Source organism: Microbaculum marinisediminis (assembly GCF_025397915.1).
Classification (GTDB): domain Bacteria; phylum Pseudomonadota; class Alphaproteobacteria; order Rhizobiales; family Tepidamorphaceae; genus Microbaculum; species Microbaculum marinisediminis.
This window is the reverse complement of the sequence record NZ_JALIDZ010000004.1, coordinates 212,630-228,019: the sequence shown is the minus strand read 5'-3', so window position 1 is coordinate 228,019 and position 15,390 is coordinate 212,630. Positions and strand designations below refer to the sequence as shown.

The following is a 15,390-nucleotide window of genomic DNA, read 5'->3' as shown; positions in this document are numbered from 1 at the left end:
ATAAGGAGACGGCCACTGCGCCGCAAGGCGGCAGGCGTATGTTTGAGGCCGCAGCGAACCGGGTTGACGCCGCCGATCGGTTCAACAGGATGGCGGCGGCACGCCCCGCGAATGGAGCCGACATGGACACCGACGAATTCCGCCGCCTCGGTCACGCCCTGATCGATCGCATCGCCGACTACTGGGACGGCATCGAGGACCGCCCGGTCCGCTCCAGGGCGAAACCCGGCGATATCGTCGCCGCGCTGCCCGCCGAGGCGCCCGAGACGGGCGAGGGATTCGACCGGATCCTCGCAGATTTCGACCGCATTCTCGATCCGGGCCTAACGAACTGGGCGCATCCGCGCTTTTTCGCGTATTTTCCCGCCAATATCAGTCCGCCGGCGGTGCTCGGCGAGGTCCTCGCCGCGGGGCTGGGCCAGCAGGCGATGCTGTGGGAGACGTCGCCGGCCGCCAACGAGCTGGAGGCCGTCACCATGGCCTGGCTCGGCAAGGCAATCGGCCTGCCGGACGCATTCAAGGGCACGATCCAGGATTCCGCCTCCACCGCGACGCTCTGCGCCCTGCTGGCCGCGCGGGAAAAGGCGCTTCAATGGTCCGGAAACACCGACGGCCTGTCGGACAAGCCGGCATTGACCGTCTACGCCTCGGCGGAGGCCCATTCCTCCATCGACAAGGCCGCCCGGATCGCCGGCTACGGTGACATCGGCCTGCGCCGCGTCGCGACCGACGCCGATTTCCGCATGAAGCCGGACGCGCTCGACGAGATGATGACGCTGGACAGGGCCGAGGGCCGTCTGCCCGCCGCCGTCGTCGCCTCCGTCGGCGCGACCGGCATCGGCGCCGTCGATCCGGTCCGCGAAGTCGCCGCGATCGCCGCCCGCCACGGCGTCTATCTGCATGTCGACGCCGCCTGGGCCGGATCGGCGCTGGTCTGCCCGGAGTTCCGCGCGCTCGGCGACGGCATCGAGCTGGCCGATTCCCTCGTCTTCAATCCGCACAAGTGGATGGGCGTCAATTTCGACTGCTCGGCCCATTTCGTGAAGGATCCGCAGGTGCTCAGGAAGGCGCTGTCGATCCTGCCGGCCTATCTGGTCTCCGACGGCAGCGGCGCCGGGCCGGAATACCGCGACTGGACGATCCCGCTCGGCCGCCGCTTTCGGGCGCTGAAGCTGTGGTTCGCGCTGCGCAGCTACGGGATGGAGGCGATCCGCGACATGATCCGCCGCCATGTCGCCTGGGCTGAGGAGCTGGAAGGGTTGATCGCCGCCGAACCGGGCTTCGCGCTCGCCGCGCCGCGCAGCCTTGCCCTGGTTGCCTTCCGGCTGACGCCCGAGGGGCGCGACGGCGCGGCGCTGGACACGCTGAACGACCGTCTGATCGCGACCGTCAACGAGACTGGCTTCACCTATCTGACCCGGACGCTGGTCGACGGCCGCGTCGCGGTGCGGGTGTCGGTCGGCAATCTGCTGACGGAACGCCGCCACGTGCTGGAGGCCTGGGATCACATTCGTGATGTCGCCAAGTCGCTTGTCTGAGGCCAAAGTTCCCGAGGCGGTCGAGATTATGCCCGGCTGCCGCTATGTGCCGGGTTTCCTCGACCGGTCGGCGCAGCACGACCTTGTCGCCGCCCTGCGCGGCATCGTCGCCGAGGCCCCGTTCTTCACCCCGAGGATGCCGCGTACCGGCAAGCCGTTTTCCGTCGCCATGACCAATTGCGGCCCGCTGGGCTGGGTTTCCGACAGGGAAGGCGGCTATCGCTATCAGGCGAGCCATCCCGAGACCGACCGGCCGTGGCCGCCGATGCCGGACATGCTGCTGGAAGCCTGGCGATTGCTGTCCGCCTATCCCCATCCCCCCGAGGCCTGCCTCGTCAACCACTACCGGCCGGCGGCGAAGATGGGTCTGCATCGCGACGAGGACGAGGAGGATTTCGCCGCCCCCGTCCTGTCGCTGTCTCTCGGCGACACCGCCGTCTTCCGGGTCGGCGGGACGACGCGCAAGGGGCCGACCCGCTCGGTGAAGCTTGAGTCGGGCGACGCGGTAGTGCTCGGCGGCGACAGCCGTCTCGCCTATCACGGCGTCGACCGCATCCTTGCCGGCTCCTCGACGCTGTTCGGCGACTGGCTGCCCGGCGGCGGCCGCATCAATCTCACCCTGCGGCGGGTCACCAGACCCTAGCTGCTGGCCGGCCGCGCCTGTCGGATTTCCTCGACCGACATTTCAGCGACAAGAATGCCGTTCTGTTCGAGGATGATGCGCTCGGCGGGGATCGCCACCTCGCGGGAGAACAGGCCGAAGATGCCGCCGACGCGGGCCCGCACCTTGGTGACCGCGCCGTTGCCGTCGACGATCACGTCGCTGACGGTGCCGACCTCGGTGCCGTCGATCGCCGCGATCGGGCTGCCGATCCATTCGATCGTGGCGCCCGAGCCGACCGGTGCTTCGCCCGAGGCTTGCGACCGGGCGGTGGCGGCCGCCTCGCCGAGCGTATTGCGCTCGACCTGCTGTTCGATGGCCTGGTTGGGGGTGAGTTCGCCCGCCGGGGCGCCCAACGGTTCGCCTGATGGTTCGCTCGTCTGGGCGTTGGCGCTGGCCGTCGCCAGCGCACTTGCGGCGCCAAGCGTCGTCGCCAGGACGAGGGCAGGCAGGATCCTGGATGTGGTCATGACGGTCTCCTCTTTTCTCTCGCGCGGTTGAACGCGCCCGCCCGCTCAAGAGGTGCCGTCTTTGTGGCCGGATCGCGCCCGGCGCGCTGTGTTACGGCGAATGTGATCGCCGATCATGAAAAGACCCCGGGATCGGCACCGTGTCGCCCGATTCCGGATCGTTTCGGGCGAGCCCGTGCGCCGCGAAGGCCTGTGGTCGGGTCACAGGAGTAGCGTGGCGGCGTCCGCGCCGGCGGCGAAATAGACCAGCAGGATGGCGAGCAGGGCGGCTGCCAGCGCCGTCGAGACGACGAGCACCACCCCGACGGGCCGGCCCGGACGGCCCTGCCGGGCCTGTTCGGCGGTTTCCCGGATCTGCGGTTCGGACGGCGGATGTCGTTGGCTCATCACTCCCTCGTTCGGGTTGTGTCCGAGCCAACGCGATGGGTCCGGATCGGTTCCGTTGCCGCAACCGGTCCGGCTGGATCAGGCCGTCTTGTCGACCTGCGGCGGGCCGTCCGGCGCGGTTTCGGCGGATTCCGGCTTCGCCGCCTTCGGGCCGCCCTTGGACACGCCGACCATCGCCGGCCGCAGGCAGCGCTCGCCGATCTTGTAGCCCGACTGCACCACCTGCACGACGGTGCCCGACGGCACGCTCTCGTCCGGCACCTCGAACATCGCCTGGTGGAAGTTCGGATCGAACCTCTCGCCCTGAGGCGCGATGCGGGTGACGCCGTGCTTCTCCAGCGTCTTCAACAGCTCGCGCTCGGTCATCTCGACGCCGTCGAGCAGGCCGATCAGCACGCTGTCGGCGGCCTCGCGGGCCTCTCCGCCGACGGCCTCAAGCGCCCGGCGCATGTTGTCGCCGACGCCGAGCAGGTCGTGGGCGAAGCGCGAAATCGCGTATTGCCCGGCTTCCCGGACTTCGCGCTCGGCGCGCTTGCGCAGGTTCTCCATCTCGGCGACCGTGCGCAACAGCCGGTCGCGCAGGTCGGCGTTCTCGGTCTTCAGCGTCTCGATCGGATCGGGCTCCGGCGCGGTCGCCCCACCGTCTGACATCTTGGCGTTCGGCATCTCGGTAGCTGGCGTCCCGTCGGCCCGGTTCTCGGTGGCCCGGTTCTCGGCCTCGGTGGCCTCGTTCGCGGCGGCGGTCTGTCTGGTTTCGTCGCTCATATTGTCCTCGGACAAGGCGGAATCTGTGCATTCCATGAATGGGTCGGCCCCGATATCAGGGCTCGAGGCGGAAAAATCAACCGTTGAAAGGGTCGAGGACGCCGCTAGTCGAGCAGGCGGCTGACGAGCTGCGCGGTGTAGTCGACCACCGGCACGATGCGCGCGTAGTTGATCCGGGTCGGGCCGATGACGCCGAGCACGCCGACGATCTTGTCGTTGGCGTCGCGATAGGGCGCGGCCACCACCGAGGAGCCGGACAGCGAGAACAGCTTGTTCTCCGAGCCGATGAAGATGCGCACCCCGTCCGCTCGCTCGGCATGGCCGAGCAGCTCGATGATGTCGTTCTTCTTCTCCAGATCGTCGAACAGCACGCGGATGCGTTCGAGATCCTCTAGCGCGTGCAGGTCTTCGAGCAGATTGGCCTGGCCGCGGACGATCAGCGTGCGCGGCCGGTCGTCGGCCACCCCCGACCAAGTGGCGAGCCCGGCCTCGACCACGCGCGCGCTCAGGGTGTCGAGCTCGGCTTCCAGCGCGGAGCGCGTGCGGGCGATCTCCTCGCGCACTTCCGTCAGCGTGCGGCCCTGCAGGCGCGCGTTCAGGTAGTTGCCCGCCTCCACCAGCGCCGACGGCGGAATGTCCTCGTCGATCTCGACGACGCGGTTTTCCACCGATCCGTCGTCGCCGACCAGGATGATAAGCACCCGTCGCGGCTCCAGCCGCACGAATTCGATGTGGCGGATGCGCATGTCGGTCTTGCTGGTGAGCACCAGTCCGGCGCCGCGCGACAGGCCCGACAGCAGGCTCGAGGCCTGGTCGAGCACGCCTTCCATGGAGCGCTGCTGCGGCTGCGGCCCGAACCGGGCCTCGATCGACTGGCGTTCGTTCGGCGACAGGTCGCCCACCTCGAGCAGCGCGTCGACGAAGAAGCGCAGGCCCAGTTCCGTCGGCAGCCGGCCCGCGCTGGTATGCGGCGCGTAGATCAGGCCGAGCACCTCGAGGTCGCTCATCACGTTGCGCACCGACGCCGGCGACAGCGACAGCTGCAGCGCGCGTGCGATGTTGCGCGAGCCGATCGGTTCGCCGGTCTCCAGATAGGCTTCGACGATGCGGCGGAAGATCTCGCGCGAGCGCGCGTTGAGCTCGGCGAGCCCCGATTTGCTGAGCCCCGCTTCCGGGGCGCGTGTGCCGCTTGGGCGAATATCGTTCATGATGGCTCATTATGTGCGGTCGGGAGGGACGAGCGTCAAGGCGGGCATGCAGGCCTGGGCCTGGCGGCGAACGGGGTGGCGAACGGGCGGCGAAGCGGTTAGAAAGCCGGCGATCCGGGCCGCTTACGGCCGCCCGGTCGATGTTCCCCCATTGGAGAGATGAATGCGACCGTCCAAACGCGCCCCCGACGAACTGCGTCCCGTCCGAATCGAGCGCGGTGTGTCGCGCCACGCCGAGGGCTCCTGCCTCGTGCGGTTCGGCGACACCGAGGTCCTGTGCATGGCTAGCCTCGAGGACAAGGTGCCCGGCTGGCTGCGCGGGGCGGGGCGCGGCTGGGTGACGGCGGAATACGGCATGCTGCCGCGCGCCACCGGCGAGCGCATGCGCCGCGAGGCCGCCTCCGGCCGGCAGGGCGGCCGCACCCTCGAGATCCAGCGCCTGATCGGCCGTTCGCTGCGCGCCGTCACCGATCTCGTCAAGCTCGGCGAGCGCCAGATCACCGTCGATTGTGACGTGCTGCAGGCCGACGGCGGCACCCGCACCGCCGCGATCACCGGCGGCTGGGTGGCGCTGCACGAATGCGTCCGCTGGATGCAGGCGCGCGACATGGTGCAGGAGTCCCCGCTGGTCGATCACGTCGCCGCCGTCTCCTGCGGCATCTATGCCGGCACCCCGGTGCTCGACCTCGATTACCCCGAGGATTCCGAAGCCGGCACCGACGCCAATTTCGTCATCACCGGCTCGGGCAACCTCGTCGAGGTGCAGGCGAGCGCCGAGGGCGCGCCGTTCAGCGAGGACGAGCTGCTGCGCCTGCTGACGCTGGCCCGCGGCGGCGTTTCCCGCCTGGTCGACCTGCAGAAGATGGCGATCGCATGAGCGATCCTGCCCGCCCCGAACCTCGGCGCCCCGAACCCCGGCGCCTCGAACCGGGCCGGCTCGTGGTCGCGACCCACAACGCCGGCAAGCTCAGGGAGATCCGCGAGCTGCTGGCGCCCTTCGGCTTCGATACCGTGTCGGCGGGCGAGCTCAGCCTGCCGGAGCCGGAGGAGACCGGGGCCACCTTCGAGGACAACGCGATCCTCAAGGCCCGCGCCGCCGCGGAGGCCTCGGGCCTGCCGGCGCTCGCCGATGACTCCGGCCTCGCCGTCGACGCGCTCGACGGGGCGCCGGGCATCCATTCGGCCCGCTGGGCCGGCGCCGACCGCGATTTCGCCCGCGCCATGCGCAATGTCGAGGAGGAGTTGCAGAAGAAGGGCGCGACCGGCCCCGACGCACGGACCGCCCGCTTCGTCGCCGCACTGGCGATCGCCTGGCCGGATGGCCATATTGAAACGGTGCGCGGCGAGGTCGAGGGCACGCTGGTGTGGCCGCCGCGCGGGACGCAGGGCTTCGGCTACGATCCGATGTTCCTGCCCGACGGTTTCGACCGGACCTTCGGTGAGATGAGCGCGCAGGAAAAGCACGGCGGCAAGGCGGACGATCCCGACAACCCGCCGCTGTCGCATCGCGCCCGCGCCTTCGCCACGCTGGTCGAGGCGCATATCGATACGGACAACGGATGATCGAACCGGGCCGCGCATACGGGATGCTGGACGAGGAGGGACGGTTCGGCGTCTACGTTCACTGGCCGTTCTGCGCGGCCAAGTGCCCCTATTGCGACTTCAATTCCCATGTCCGCCGCGGCATCGATCAGACGCCCTATGCCCGGGCGCTTTCCACCGAGATCGCCCACATGGCGACGCTGGCGCCGGGGCGCACGGTCGGCTCGGTCTTCTTCGGCGGCGGCACGCCGTCGCTGATGGCGCCCGAGACCGTCGCGACGGTGCTCGAGGCGATCGCGGCGCGCTGGCCGGTGGCCGACGACGTCGAGGTCACGCTGGAGGCCAACCCGACGAGCGTCGAGGCCGGCCGATTCCGCGCCTATCGCCAGGCCGGCGTCAATCGGGTCTCGCTCGGCGTCCAGGCGCTCCGGGACGACGTCCTCAAATTCCTCGGCCGTCTGCACGACCGCGCCGAGGCGCTGGCCGCGCTGGAGGTCGCTCGCTCGACCTTCGAGCGCGTCTCCTTCGACATGATCTATGCCCGTCCCGGCCAGACCGAGGCGCAATGGCGGGAGGAGCTGGACGAGGCCTGCGGCTTCGCCGGCGAGCACCTGTCGCTCTACCAGCTCACCATCGAGCCGGAGACGCCGTTCGCCGCGCTGCAGGCCAGGGGCCGGCTGGTCGTGCCCGAGGACGATGCCGCCCGCGGCCTCTACGACGTGACGCTGGAGACGACCGCGGCGCGCGGCCTGCCGGCCTACGAGATTTCCAACCACGCCCGCCCCGGCGCCGAGTGCCGGCACAATCTGGTCTACTGGCGCGGTGGCGAATGGGCCGGCGTCGGCCCCGGCGCGCACGGCCGGCTCAATCTCGACATGGGCCGCAGCGCGGTGTCGACCATCCGGTCGCCGGAAGCCTGGCGCGCCGCCGTCGAGGCGCACGGTCACGGCATCGAGGACAAGACCCCGCTCACCCCCGCCGAGGTGGCCGACGAATTCCTCGTCATGGGGCTGCGGCTGATCGACGGCGTCAACGTCGACCGCTACCGGGTTCTCGCCGGCAAGCCGTTCAATCCGAACCGCATCGCCGATCTCGTCGATTACGGCCTGCTCGAGGAGCTGCCCGGCCATCGCCTGCGGGCCACGCCCGCGGGCTTCGCCGTCCTCAACGCCGTGGTCGCCGATCTGGCGGCCTAGCCGAGGCCTAGCCGCCAGCCCCGAACGAGGCCGGCGCCCGCTGGCGGATCGTGGCCGAGCCGTTCTGGACCTCCAAGATCGCCAGGCCGCGCTGGCTGGTGCCGTTGGCGCGGAAGCGGAAGATGCCGTCGACGCCGGAGAAGCCGTCCGGATTGGTCAGCGTCTGGTCGCTGAAGCCCGCGGTGCCGCCGATCCGCGCCAGCGCCGCGGCGAGCGTCACCGCGTCGTAGGCGAGCGTGGCGTTGCGTGGCGGCACGACGCCGTAGCGCCCGCGGTACTTGGCCACGAACGCCTGCCAGCCGGCCGGGTCGGGCCCCGGGAACCAGCCGCCGTTGAGGCCGGCCAGGCGCCACACGGTCTCGTCGTTCCACTGTCCCGAGCCGAGCAGCTGCACGCGCCGCGACGAGATCTGCGCATTGGCGAGTTCCGCCGTCAGCGTCGGCAAGACCGCGTGGCCTTCGGGGATCAGCAGCGCGTCGGCCTGCGGATTGGTGCCGCCGACGACTCCGCCGAGCTGCGCGACCGAGGCCTTCAGCGCCTCGGCGCCGGTGTCGTAGCGCACGACGGCGGCGACGCGGCCGCCATTCGCCGAGACCGATTGCTGCAGGGCGGCCTCGACGACCGAGCCGTACGCGCCTTGCGGCAGAAGCGCGGCGAAGGAACGTTTGCCCTGCCGCGCGGCGTAGGACACGACCCGGTCGACGTCGGTCTCCGGCAGGAAGCTCAGGAGATAGACGCCCTGCGAGGCGACGTTGGCGTCCGAGGAGAAGGCCAGAACCGGGATGCGCGCCGCCTTGGTGATCGGCGCGACCGCGCTCACTTCCGCCGCGAACAGCGGGCCGACGACGAGGCTGACGCCGCCGGCCACCGCCGTCTGGGCGGCGCTGCGCGCGCCCTCCGGCGTGCCGCGCGTGTCGAGCGGCACGAGCTGGATGTCGGCGGAGGGGATCTCGGACAGCGCCAGCTCGGCGGCGTTCTGCATCGCCTTGGCGGTCGTCCCGGCATTGCCGGTCGCCGATAGCGGCAACAGCAGCGCCACCTTGATCGAGCCGCTGCCGATCGCATCGCCCGTCGGCTGCATGGTCGGGCCGAGCCCCGGTCCGACACCCTGTCCGCACCCGGTGAGCACGGCAAGGCTGGCGGCGACCGCCAGGCCGCCGAAGGCTCGCCGCGAGATGGCGCCGCCGCGAGCGGCGCTCCCTTTGAAGAACGCAAACACTGTACGCAAAATCCCCTGCGTGAAATCCCCGCTGTCACGGTGCCCGCCCTTGGCGGCGGTCGTGACGTTTGTCCCGTGCCAATGGTAGTGGCGAAGGGCTTGGAATCAAACCCTCGTTGTGGGAATGCGACGCCGTGTGCCGCGCATGCTAGGTTCGCGGCCGGCGTGGGATCCGGGCGCGAGAGAAAGCGGGACGGGAGAATGCGGGATCAGGAGCAGGACAGCGCGGCCGGACGCCGGTCTCCGGACTCCGCGTCGGTGCTGGCGGCGATCGCCAACGCACCCTCCGACCCGCCGGGCCTCTACGTGGTGGCGACGCCGATCGGCAACCTCGCCGACATCACCTTGCGCGCGCTCCGCATCCTCGCCCGCGCCGACGTCGTCGCCTGCGAGGACACCCGTGTCACCCGCAAGCTGATGAGCCGCTATGGCCTGTCGACACCGCTCCTGTCCTATCACGAGCACAATGCCGAGGCGCGCCGGCCCGAGCTGATGGCCCGGCTCGCCGCCGGCGAGATCGTCGCCCTCGTCACCGACGCGGGCACGCCGCTGGTGTCCGACCCCGGTTCCCGGCTGGTCGAGGCCGCCCGCGCCGGGGGGCGCGAGGTCTACGCGGTGCCCGGCGCCTCGGCGGTGCTCGCCGGTCTCGTCGTCGCCGGCCTGCCGGCGGACCGCTTCTGGTTCGAGGGATTCCTGCCGCCGAAACAGGCGGCCCGGCGCGCCCGCATCGCCGACCTTACCGGCATAAACGGCACCCTCGTCCTCTACGAGGCGCCGCACCGGGTCGCCGCCGCGCTTGCCGATCTCGCCGACGGTCTCGGGCCCCGCCCGGCCGCGCTCGCCCGCGAGCTGACCAAGCGCTACGAGACGGTCGCGCGCGGCACGCTGGCCGACCTGGCGGCGCAACGCGCCGAGGACGGCGCGCCGAAGGGCGAGATCGTGCTGATCATCGGCCCGCCCGCGCCGGGAAGCCTTGTGCCGTCGCTGTCGGACGCCGAGATCGACGACCGGCTCGCCGCCCGCGCGGCCGAGATCGGCGTCAAGCGCGCCGCCGCCGAGCTTGCCGCCGAAACCGGTCGCAAACGCGCCGATCTCTATCGCCGGGCCCTCGACCTGGGCGCCGGGGGCCGTGTGCCAGGGAAGGGCACAGATGGGAATGGCCCAGATGGGAAGGGTCGGGATGGGAAGGGCCGGGATGGCCAGGACGACGGCTGATCGCCGGCGCTCGGAACGGTTCGGCCGGCTCGCGGAGACCGCGACCGTGTTGCTCTATCTTTCGCGCGGCTACCGGCCGCTCGCCCGCCGCCTGCGCACCCCCGTCGGCGAGCTCGATCTCATCGTGCTGCGCGGCAGGACGCTGGTGCCCGTCGAGGTGAAGCTGCGCGCCACCGCCGCCGACGCGGCCTTCGCGATCACGGCGCGAAATCGGCGGCGAATTCTCGATGCCACCCGCTGGTGGCTTGCGCGCCACCCCGATCATGCCCGATACACGGTCCGCTTCGACGTGGTGCTGTGGTCGCCGTGGTCGTGGCCGCGGCGGATCGCCGGCGCGTTCGAGGCGGAAGCGTGAGGGAAGGGTCATGATGTTGAAAGTCGCGGTGCAGATGGATCCGATCGAGACGATCAAGATCCAGGGCGACACCACCTTCGCGCTGATGCTCGAAGGCCAGGCGCGCGGGCACGCCCTGAGCTACTACAATCCCGATACGATGGCGATGCGCGACAGTGCGGTCTCGGCCCTGGTCGCCCCCGTCGAGGTGCGCGACATCGAAGGCGACCACTACGGCCTCGGCGACTACGAGCGGCGCAGCCTGAGCGACTTCGACGCGATCCTGATGCGGCAGGATCCGCCCTTCGACATGCACTACATCTCCGCGACCCATCTGCTCGAGCACATCCACCCGAAGACGCTGGTGGTCAACGATCCGGCCCATGTCCGCAACGCGCCGGAAAAGCTCTTCGTGATGAATTTCCCGGACCTGATGCCGCCGACGCTGGTCACCCGCGACCGCGCCGAGATCGAGGCGTTCCGCGCCGAGTTCGGCGACATCGTGATGAAGCCACTCTACGGCCACGGCGGCGGTGCGGTGTTCCGCATCACCCGCGAGGACCTGAACTTCGGCTCGCTCTACGACCTGTTCGCCGTCACCTTCCGCGAGCCCTGGGTGGTCCAGCGTTTCCTGCCCGAGGTGAAGGACGGCGACAAGCGCATCCTGCTGGTCGACGGCGAGTTCGCCGGCGCGGTCAATCGCGTGCCCGCCGAGAACGACCTGCGCTCCAACATGGTGCGCGGCGGCGCGGCGCGGGCGACCGATCTGAGCGCGCGCGAACGCGAGATCTGCGAGCGCATCGGCCCGGCGCTGAGGGAGCGTGGCTTCCTGCTCGTCGGCATCGACGTGATCGGCGGCAATCTCACCGAGATCAACGTCACCTCGCCGACCGGCGTGCGCGCGGTGAAGAAACTCGGCGGACCGGATGCGGCCGCCCTCGTGTGGGACCGCATCGAGGCGATCCGCAAGGGAAAATAGGCGGTCCGGTCCGCGCCGGACCGCCCGCTTGACTTCGGTCAAGTGCGCCGGCCGATGCGTTGGCTAGCCTGCCGTCCATGTCGGTTCCGGCGCGCGCCCAGTCCTCGTCTCCGCCTCTGCCCGCCTTCGTCAGGGATATCCCGGCGGTGTTGCTCGCCGCGGTGCCTCTCGCCGTGCTGCAACCGCTGTTCAACCGGATCGCGGCCCATGTCGCCCGCACCCGCCCGGAGCTGTTCGCCCGTCTCGGCCCCCATACCGGGAAATATTACCTGATCGATCCGCGCGACCTGCCGTTCGTCCTGGTGCTGCGGCCGGATGCGACGAGCCCCTATCTGAAGGCCCACCGGCGGCACGAGCACCCGCACCACGACGCCGTGATCGCCGGGACCTTCCTCGATCTGCTCGAGATGATCGACGGCTCGCTCGACGGCGACGCGCTGTTCTTCTCCCGCGATCTCCGGATCGGCGGCGATACCGAGGCGGTGGTGGCGCTGCGCAACGCGCTGGACGATTTCGAGGGCAGCGCGCTCGACAGCGTGCTGTCGTCCTTCGGGCTCCTGTCGCGGCCGGCCGCCACCGCCGTCGCCGCCCTGCGCGCGCTTGCCGCCCGAAACAGGCAAGGGAGCAGGCATGAGTGAAGCGCCGAGTTCCGAGACAGGCATGACCGACGGCTTCGTCCGCCCCGATCTGGTGTGCCCGGCGGGCACGCCGGCGGCGTTGCGGACCGCCGTCGACGCCGGCGCCGACGCCGTCTATTGCGGGCTGCAGAACGAGACCAACGCCCGCAACTTTCCCGGCCTGAACTTCACCCCGGCGGAGCTGGAATCGGCGGTCGACTACGCCAATGCCCGCGGCGCCAAGGTTCTTCTCGCCGTCAACACCTTCCCGCCGGCCGGGCGATTCGCGATCTGGCGCGATGCGGTCGATCTCGGCGCCCGCCTCGGCATCGATGCGCTCATCGTCGCCGACATGGGCGTGGCCGATTACGCCGCCCGCACCTATCCCGATCTTCGGCTGCACCTCTCCGTCCAGGCCGGCGCCTCCTCGCCGGAGGCGATCCGGTTCTTCTGCCGGGAGGTCGGCGTCAAGCGCGTGGTGCTCCCGCGCATCCTCACGGTGGCCGAGATCGCCGCGATCCACCACCAGATTCCCTGCGAGATCGAGGCCTTCGTCTTCGGCAATATCGGCATGATGGCCGAGGGCCGCTGCAGCCTCACCAACTACGTGACCGGCGTGTCGACCAACATGGACGGCGTCTGCTCGCCGGCCGCCGACGTGCGCTACGAGGAAGACGCCCGGCACACCCTGACGACGCGGCTCGGTCCGTTCGTCATCGATCGCTTCGCCGCCGGCGAAAGCGCCGGCTACCCGACCATCTGCAAGGGGCGCTACCTGTGCGGCGCGCGCGACGGCGCCTATTACGCCTTCGAGGAGCCGGTCAGCCTGAACCTGTCGGCGCTGCTGCCCGACCTGATGCGCGCCGGCGTCACCGCCCTGAAGATCGAGGGTCGACAGCGCAGCCGCGCCTATGTCAGGTCGGTCGTCGCCGCGTTCCGACGCGCCGTCGACGACATCATGGCCGGCCGCGACGCGCAGCTCGCCGAGCTGCTGGCCCTGACCGAGGGCCACCGGCAGACCGAGGGGGCGTTCGCGGGCAAGACGTGGAGGTAGCGGTGCGCGGCGACGAAGCGGAGATCACACTCGGCCCGGTGCTGTTCAACTGGCAGCCCGAGCAATGGCGGGACTTCTATTTCCGCATCGCCGACGAGGCGCCGGTCGACACCGTCTATGTCGGCGAGGCGATCTGCTCGAAGCGCGCCCCGCTGTTCGACCGTTGCCGCGGCGCCGTCCTCGACCGGCTCGACGCCGCCGGCAAGACCGTGGTGCTGTCCACCTTGTCGGAGGTGGTACTGGCGCTCGACCGCAAACAGATCGACGCCATGTGCGCGCAGGCCCGGTTCCCGGTCGAGGCCAACGACACCGCGGCGCTGTTGTCGCTGGCCGGCCGGGCGCACCGGATCGGCCCGTTCATGAACGTCTACAACGAGGCCACGCTGGCCTTCCTCGCCGGCAAGGGCGCCGACGGCGTCTGCGTCCCCGCGGAGCTGCCCGCCGAGGCGATCCGGGCGATGGGCGAGACGGCCGCCGGCCTCGGCGTGGCGCTGGAGGCGCAGGTGTTCGGGCGGATGCCCTTGGCGCTGTCGGCGCGCTGCTATCACGCCCGCGTCTACGACCGCACCCGGGACAGCTGCCTGTTCGTCTGCGAGAAGGACCCCGACGGCCTCGAGCTGAAGACGTTGGAAGGCAGCCCCTTCCTCGCCATCAACGGTATCCAGACCCTGTCGCGCGAATATCTCAATCTCGTCGGTGAGCTCGCCGACCTGAGGGTCGCGGGCGTGTCGCGGTTCCGCCTGTCGCCGCACAGTTGCGACATGGTCGCCGTCGCCGAAATCTTCCGCGCCGCGCTGGATCGCGCCATCGACGTGCCGGAGGCGATGGCGCGCATCGGCCGCCTCGATCTTCCCGGCCCCTTCTGCAACGGCTTCTATCACCACCGCCCCGGCAACCACTGGCACCGGACCGGCTCGGCCCCGGCCCGCTCTGGCGCCGACCTGACCCGATAACTCAGACCGCCGAAAAGCCCCCGATCGGGCCGGAATAGCTTGGCCGCGCGGCCGCGCCGGGCTGCCGCCCGGGCTGCCATTGGGTCTGGACGCTCGCGCCCCGGCGTGAGAGTCTGCGCGAATCACTGGGAAATGGAGGCCAAACCATGTCTGCACCTGAAGCCGGTCTGCCGACGCAGGAAGAACTTGCCGCCCAGACGCGCGATGCGATCCGCAAGCATCGAACGCTGTTTCTGGTCCAGGGCATCGTCATGGTGATCCTCGGCATCATCGCCATTGTCCTCCCGCAGGTCACCACCCTGGCGGCCACGATCTTCGTCGGCTGGCTGTTCATCATCGGCGGCATCATCCGTGTTATCGCCACGTTCCAGTCGCGGTCGGCGCCGGGGTTCTGGTGGTCGCTCCTGATCGGCATCCTCGCGGTGGTCGTGGGCTTCATCATCGTCGCCAACCCGCTCAAGGGCGTGCTGACGCTGACCATGGCGCTGATCATCCTGTTCCTGGTCGAGGGCGTGTTCCAGTTCATCGCAGGCATCGAGTTCCGCAAGGCGCTGGCGTCGAGCTGGATCTGGCTGATCATCTCCGGCGTCATCGACATCGCGCTGGCGGTGCTGATCTTCGCCGGCTGGCCGGACACGGCGACCTGGGCGATCGGGCTCCTGGTCGGCATCAACCTCCTGTTCGCCGGCATTGCGCTGACCATGACGGCGCTCGCCGCCAAGGACCTGCCGGCGACCTGAGACGGTTTACCGGAAGGACCGCGCCGATGCTGGTCGTGCTTCTCGTCGGCACGGGCGTCAGTTTATTGAATATCGCCATCCATGCCGGCGCGATGGCGGTGCTGGTTCACGCCGTCGGCTCGCGCTTCGTCAAGGCGATCCACAGCAATGCCCTGGCGCGCCTTGTCATCGTGATGGTGACGGCGGTTGCGGTGCTGATGGCCGCCCATATCGTCGAGGTCGGGGTCTGGAGCGCGCTGTACCAGTGGGTCGGCGCGACTCCGGGCGAGGCCAACGATTTCGGCTTCGCCTTCGTCAACTACACCACGCTCGGCTACGGCAACATCGTGCCCGTGCCGCAATGGGAGCTGCTCGGGCCGATGACGGCGATGAACGGCGTGTTGCTGTTCGGCTGGTCGACGGCGGTGTTGTTCCAGGTGCTGACGGTCAGCTACAAGGAACTCGAACAGCGCCTGTGACGGTTGAGCGGGCCGGCCCGGGCAACGGATTGCAACCGATGAGGATCGGGGGAC

At 70.0% G+C, this 15,390-nt stretch carries 18 protein-coding genes; 13 read left to right on the top strand and 5 right to left on the bottom strand.

The features are described from left to right. Positions 1–122 precede the first annotated feature (122 nt). Together MUB46_RS09940 and MUB46_RS09935 are read left to right on the top strand one after the other, a co-directional pair. The gene (locus tag MUB46_RS09940) at positions 123–1,538 is read left to right on the top strand and encodes a pyridoxal phosphate-dependent decarboxylase family protein (protein ID WP_261615747.1); all 1,416 of its coding nucleotides are present in this window, start codon (positions 123–125) and stop codon (positions 1,536–1,538) included. 28 nt (positions 1,539–1,566) lie between these two features. Next, positions 1,567–2,181, top strand: coding sequence for an alpha-ketoglutarate-dependent dioxygenase AlkB family protein (locus tag MUB46_RS09935; RefSeq protein WP_261616049.1), 615 nt, complete (start codon positions 1,567–1,569; stop codon positions 2,179–2,181). Here MUB46_RS09935 and MUB46_RS09930 read toward each other — a convergent pair. The 4 genes from MUB46_RS09930 to hrcA all read right to left on the bottom strand — a co-directional run bounded on the left by MUB46_RS09930 (position 2,178) and on the right by hrcA (position 5,029). Next, positions 2,178–2,669, bottom strand: coding sequence for a PRC-barrel domain-containing protein (locus MUB46_RS09930; protein ID WP_261615746.1), 492 nt, complete (start codon positions 2,667–2,669; stop codon positions 2,178–2,180). The two genes, MUB46_RS09935 and MUB46_RS09930, sit on opposite strands and share 4 nt — an antisense overlap. A 201-nt stretch (positions 2,670–2,870) precedes the next feature. Beyond that, positions 2,871–3,056: a hypothetical protein gene (locus tag MUB46_RS09925; protein ID WP_261615745.1), complete on the bottom strand. Its 186-nt coding sequence runs from the start codon at positions 3,054–3,056 to the stop codon at positions 2,871–2,873. Between the two features lie 78 nt (positions 3,057–3,134). Next, positions 3,135–3,821, bottom strand: coding sequence for a nucleotide exchange factor GrpE (gene grpE, locus MUB46_RS09920; RefSeq protein WP_261615744.1), 687 nt, complete (start codon positions 3,819–3,821; stop codon positions 3,135–3,137). Positions 3,822–3,925: 104 nt separating this feature from the next. Continuing rightward, entirely contained in the window at positions 3,926–5,029 is a 1,104-nt protein-coding gene (hrcA, locus tag MUB46_RS09915; RefSeq protein ID WP_261615743.1) for a heat-inducible transcriptional repressor HrcA, read from the bottom strand. Positions 5,030–5,192: 163 nt separating this feature from the next. Here hrcA and rph point away from each other — a divergent pair, with 163 nt between their 5' ends. Genes rph through hemW form a run of 3 tightly spaced genes read left to right on the top strand, consistent with a single transcriptional unit; the run spans position 5,193 to position 7,767 of the window. After that, on the top strand, positions 5,193–5,906 hold the full coding sequence (gene rph, locus MUB46_RS09910) for a ribonuclease PH (RefSeq protein ID WP_261615742.1): 714 nt from the start codon (positions 5,193–5,195) through the stop codon (positions 5,904–5,906). Further along, the gene (gene rdgB / locus MUB46_RS09905) at positions 5,903–6,592 is read left to right on the top strand and encodes an RdgB/HAM1 family non-canonical purine NTP pyrophosphatase (protein WP_261615741.1); all 690 of its coding nucleotides are present in this window, start codon (positions 5,903–5,905) and stop codon (positions 6,590–6,592) included. The genes rph and rdgB overlap by 4 nt, the downstream gene beginning before the upstream one ends. Beyond that, positions 6,589–7,767: a radical SAM family heme chaperone HemW gene (gene hemW, locus MUB46_RS09900; RefSeq protein WP_261615740.1), complete on the top strand. Its 1,179-nt coding sequence runs from the start codon at positions 6,589–6,591 to the stop codon at positions 7,765–7,767. Before rdgB ends, hemW begins: the two co-directional genes overlap by 4 nt. Positions 7,768–7,774: 7 nt before the next feature. On the opposite strand, the gene MUB46_RS09895 is transcribed toward hemW, so the two are convergent. Then, entirely contained in the window at positions 7,775–8,986 is a 1,212-nt protein-coding gene (locus tag MUB46_RS09895) for a penicillin-binding protein activator (protein WP_261615739.1), read from the bottom strand. 201 nt (positions 8,987–9,187) lie between these two features. Here MUB46_RS09895 and rsmI point away from each other — a divergent pair, with 201 nt between their 5' ends. The 8 genes from rsmI (at position 9,188) to MUB46_RS09855 (ending at position 15,336) form a co-directional block, all read left to right on the top strand. Further along, positions 9,188–10,201: a 16S rRNA (cytidine(1402)-2'-O)-methyltransferase gene (rsmI, locus tag MUB46_RS09890; protein ID WP_261615738.1), complete on the top strand. Its 1,014-nt coding sequence runs from the start codon at positions 9,188–9,190 to the stop codon at positions 10,199–10,201. Next, complete coding sequence (locus MUB46_RS09885) at positions 10,182–10,556, top strand: YraN family protein (RefSeq protein WP_261615737.1); 375 nt, start codon at positions 10,182–10,184, stop codon at positions 10,554–10,556. The genes rsmI and MUB46_RS09885 overlap by 20 nt, the downstream gene beginning before the upstream one ends. 10 nt (positions 10,557–10,566) lie before the next feature. Further along, positions 10,567–11,514, top strand: coding sequence for a glutathione synthase (gene gshB / locus MUB46_RS09880; RefSeq protein WP_261615736.1), 948 nt, complete (start codon positions 10,567–10,569; stop codon positions 11,512–11,514). 59 nt (positions 11,515–11,573) lie between these two features. Beyond that, complete coding sequence (gene ubiT, locus MUB46_RS09875) at positions 11,574–12,152, top strand: ubiquinone anaerobic biosynthesis accessory factor UbiT (protein ID WP_261615735.1); 579 nt, start codon at positions 11,574–11,576, stop codon at positions 12,150–12,152. After that, a complete protein-coding gene (gene ubiU / locus MUB46_RS09870) occupies positions 12,145–13,185 on the top strand; it encodes a ubiquinone anaerobic biosynthesis protein UbiU (protein ID WP_261615734.1) in 1,041 nt (346 codons plus the stop codon). Before ubiT ends, ubiU begins: the two co-directional genes overlap by 8 nt. A gap of 2 nt (positions 13,186–13,187) precedes the next feature. Then, a complete protein-coding gene (gene ubiV / locus MUB46_RS09865; protein WP_261615733.1) occupies positions 13,188–14,138 on the top strand; it encodes a ubiquinone anaerobic biosynthesis protein UbiV in 951 nt (316 codons plus the stop codon). A gap of 146 nt (positions 14,139–14,284) precedes the next feature. Beyond that, positions 14,285–14,878, top strand: coding sequence for an HdeD family acid-resistance protein (locus MUB46_RS09860; protein ID WP_261615732.1), 594 nt, complete (start codon positions 14,285–14,287; stop codon positions 14,876–14,878). Positions 14,879–14,904: 26 nt separating this feature from the next. Beyond that, the gene (locus MUB46_RS09855) at positions 14,905–15,336 is read left to right on the top strand and encodes a potassium channel family protein (RefSeq protein WP_261615731.1); all 432 of its coding nucleotides are present in this window, start codon (positions 14,905–14,907) and stop codon (positions 15,334–15,336) included. Positions 15,337–15,390 lie beyond the last annotated feature (54 nt).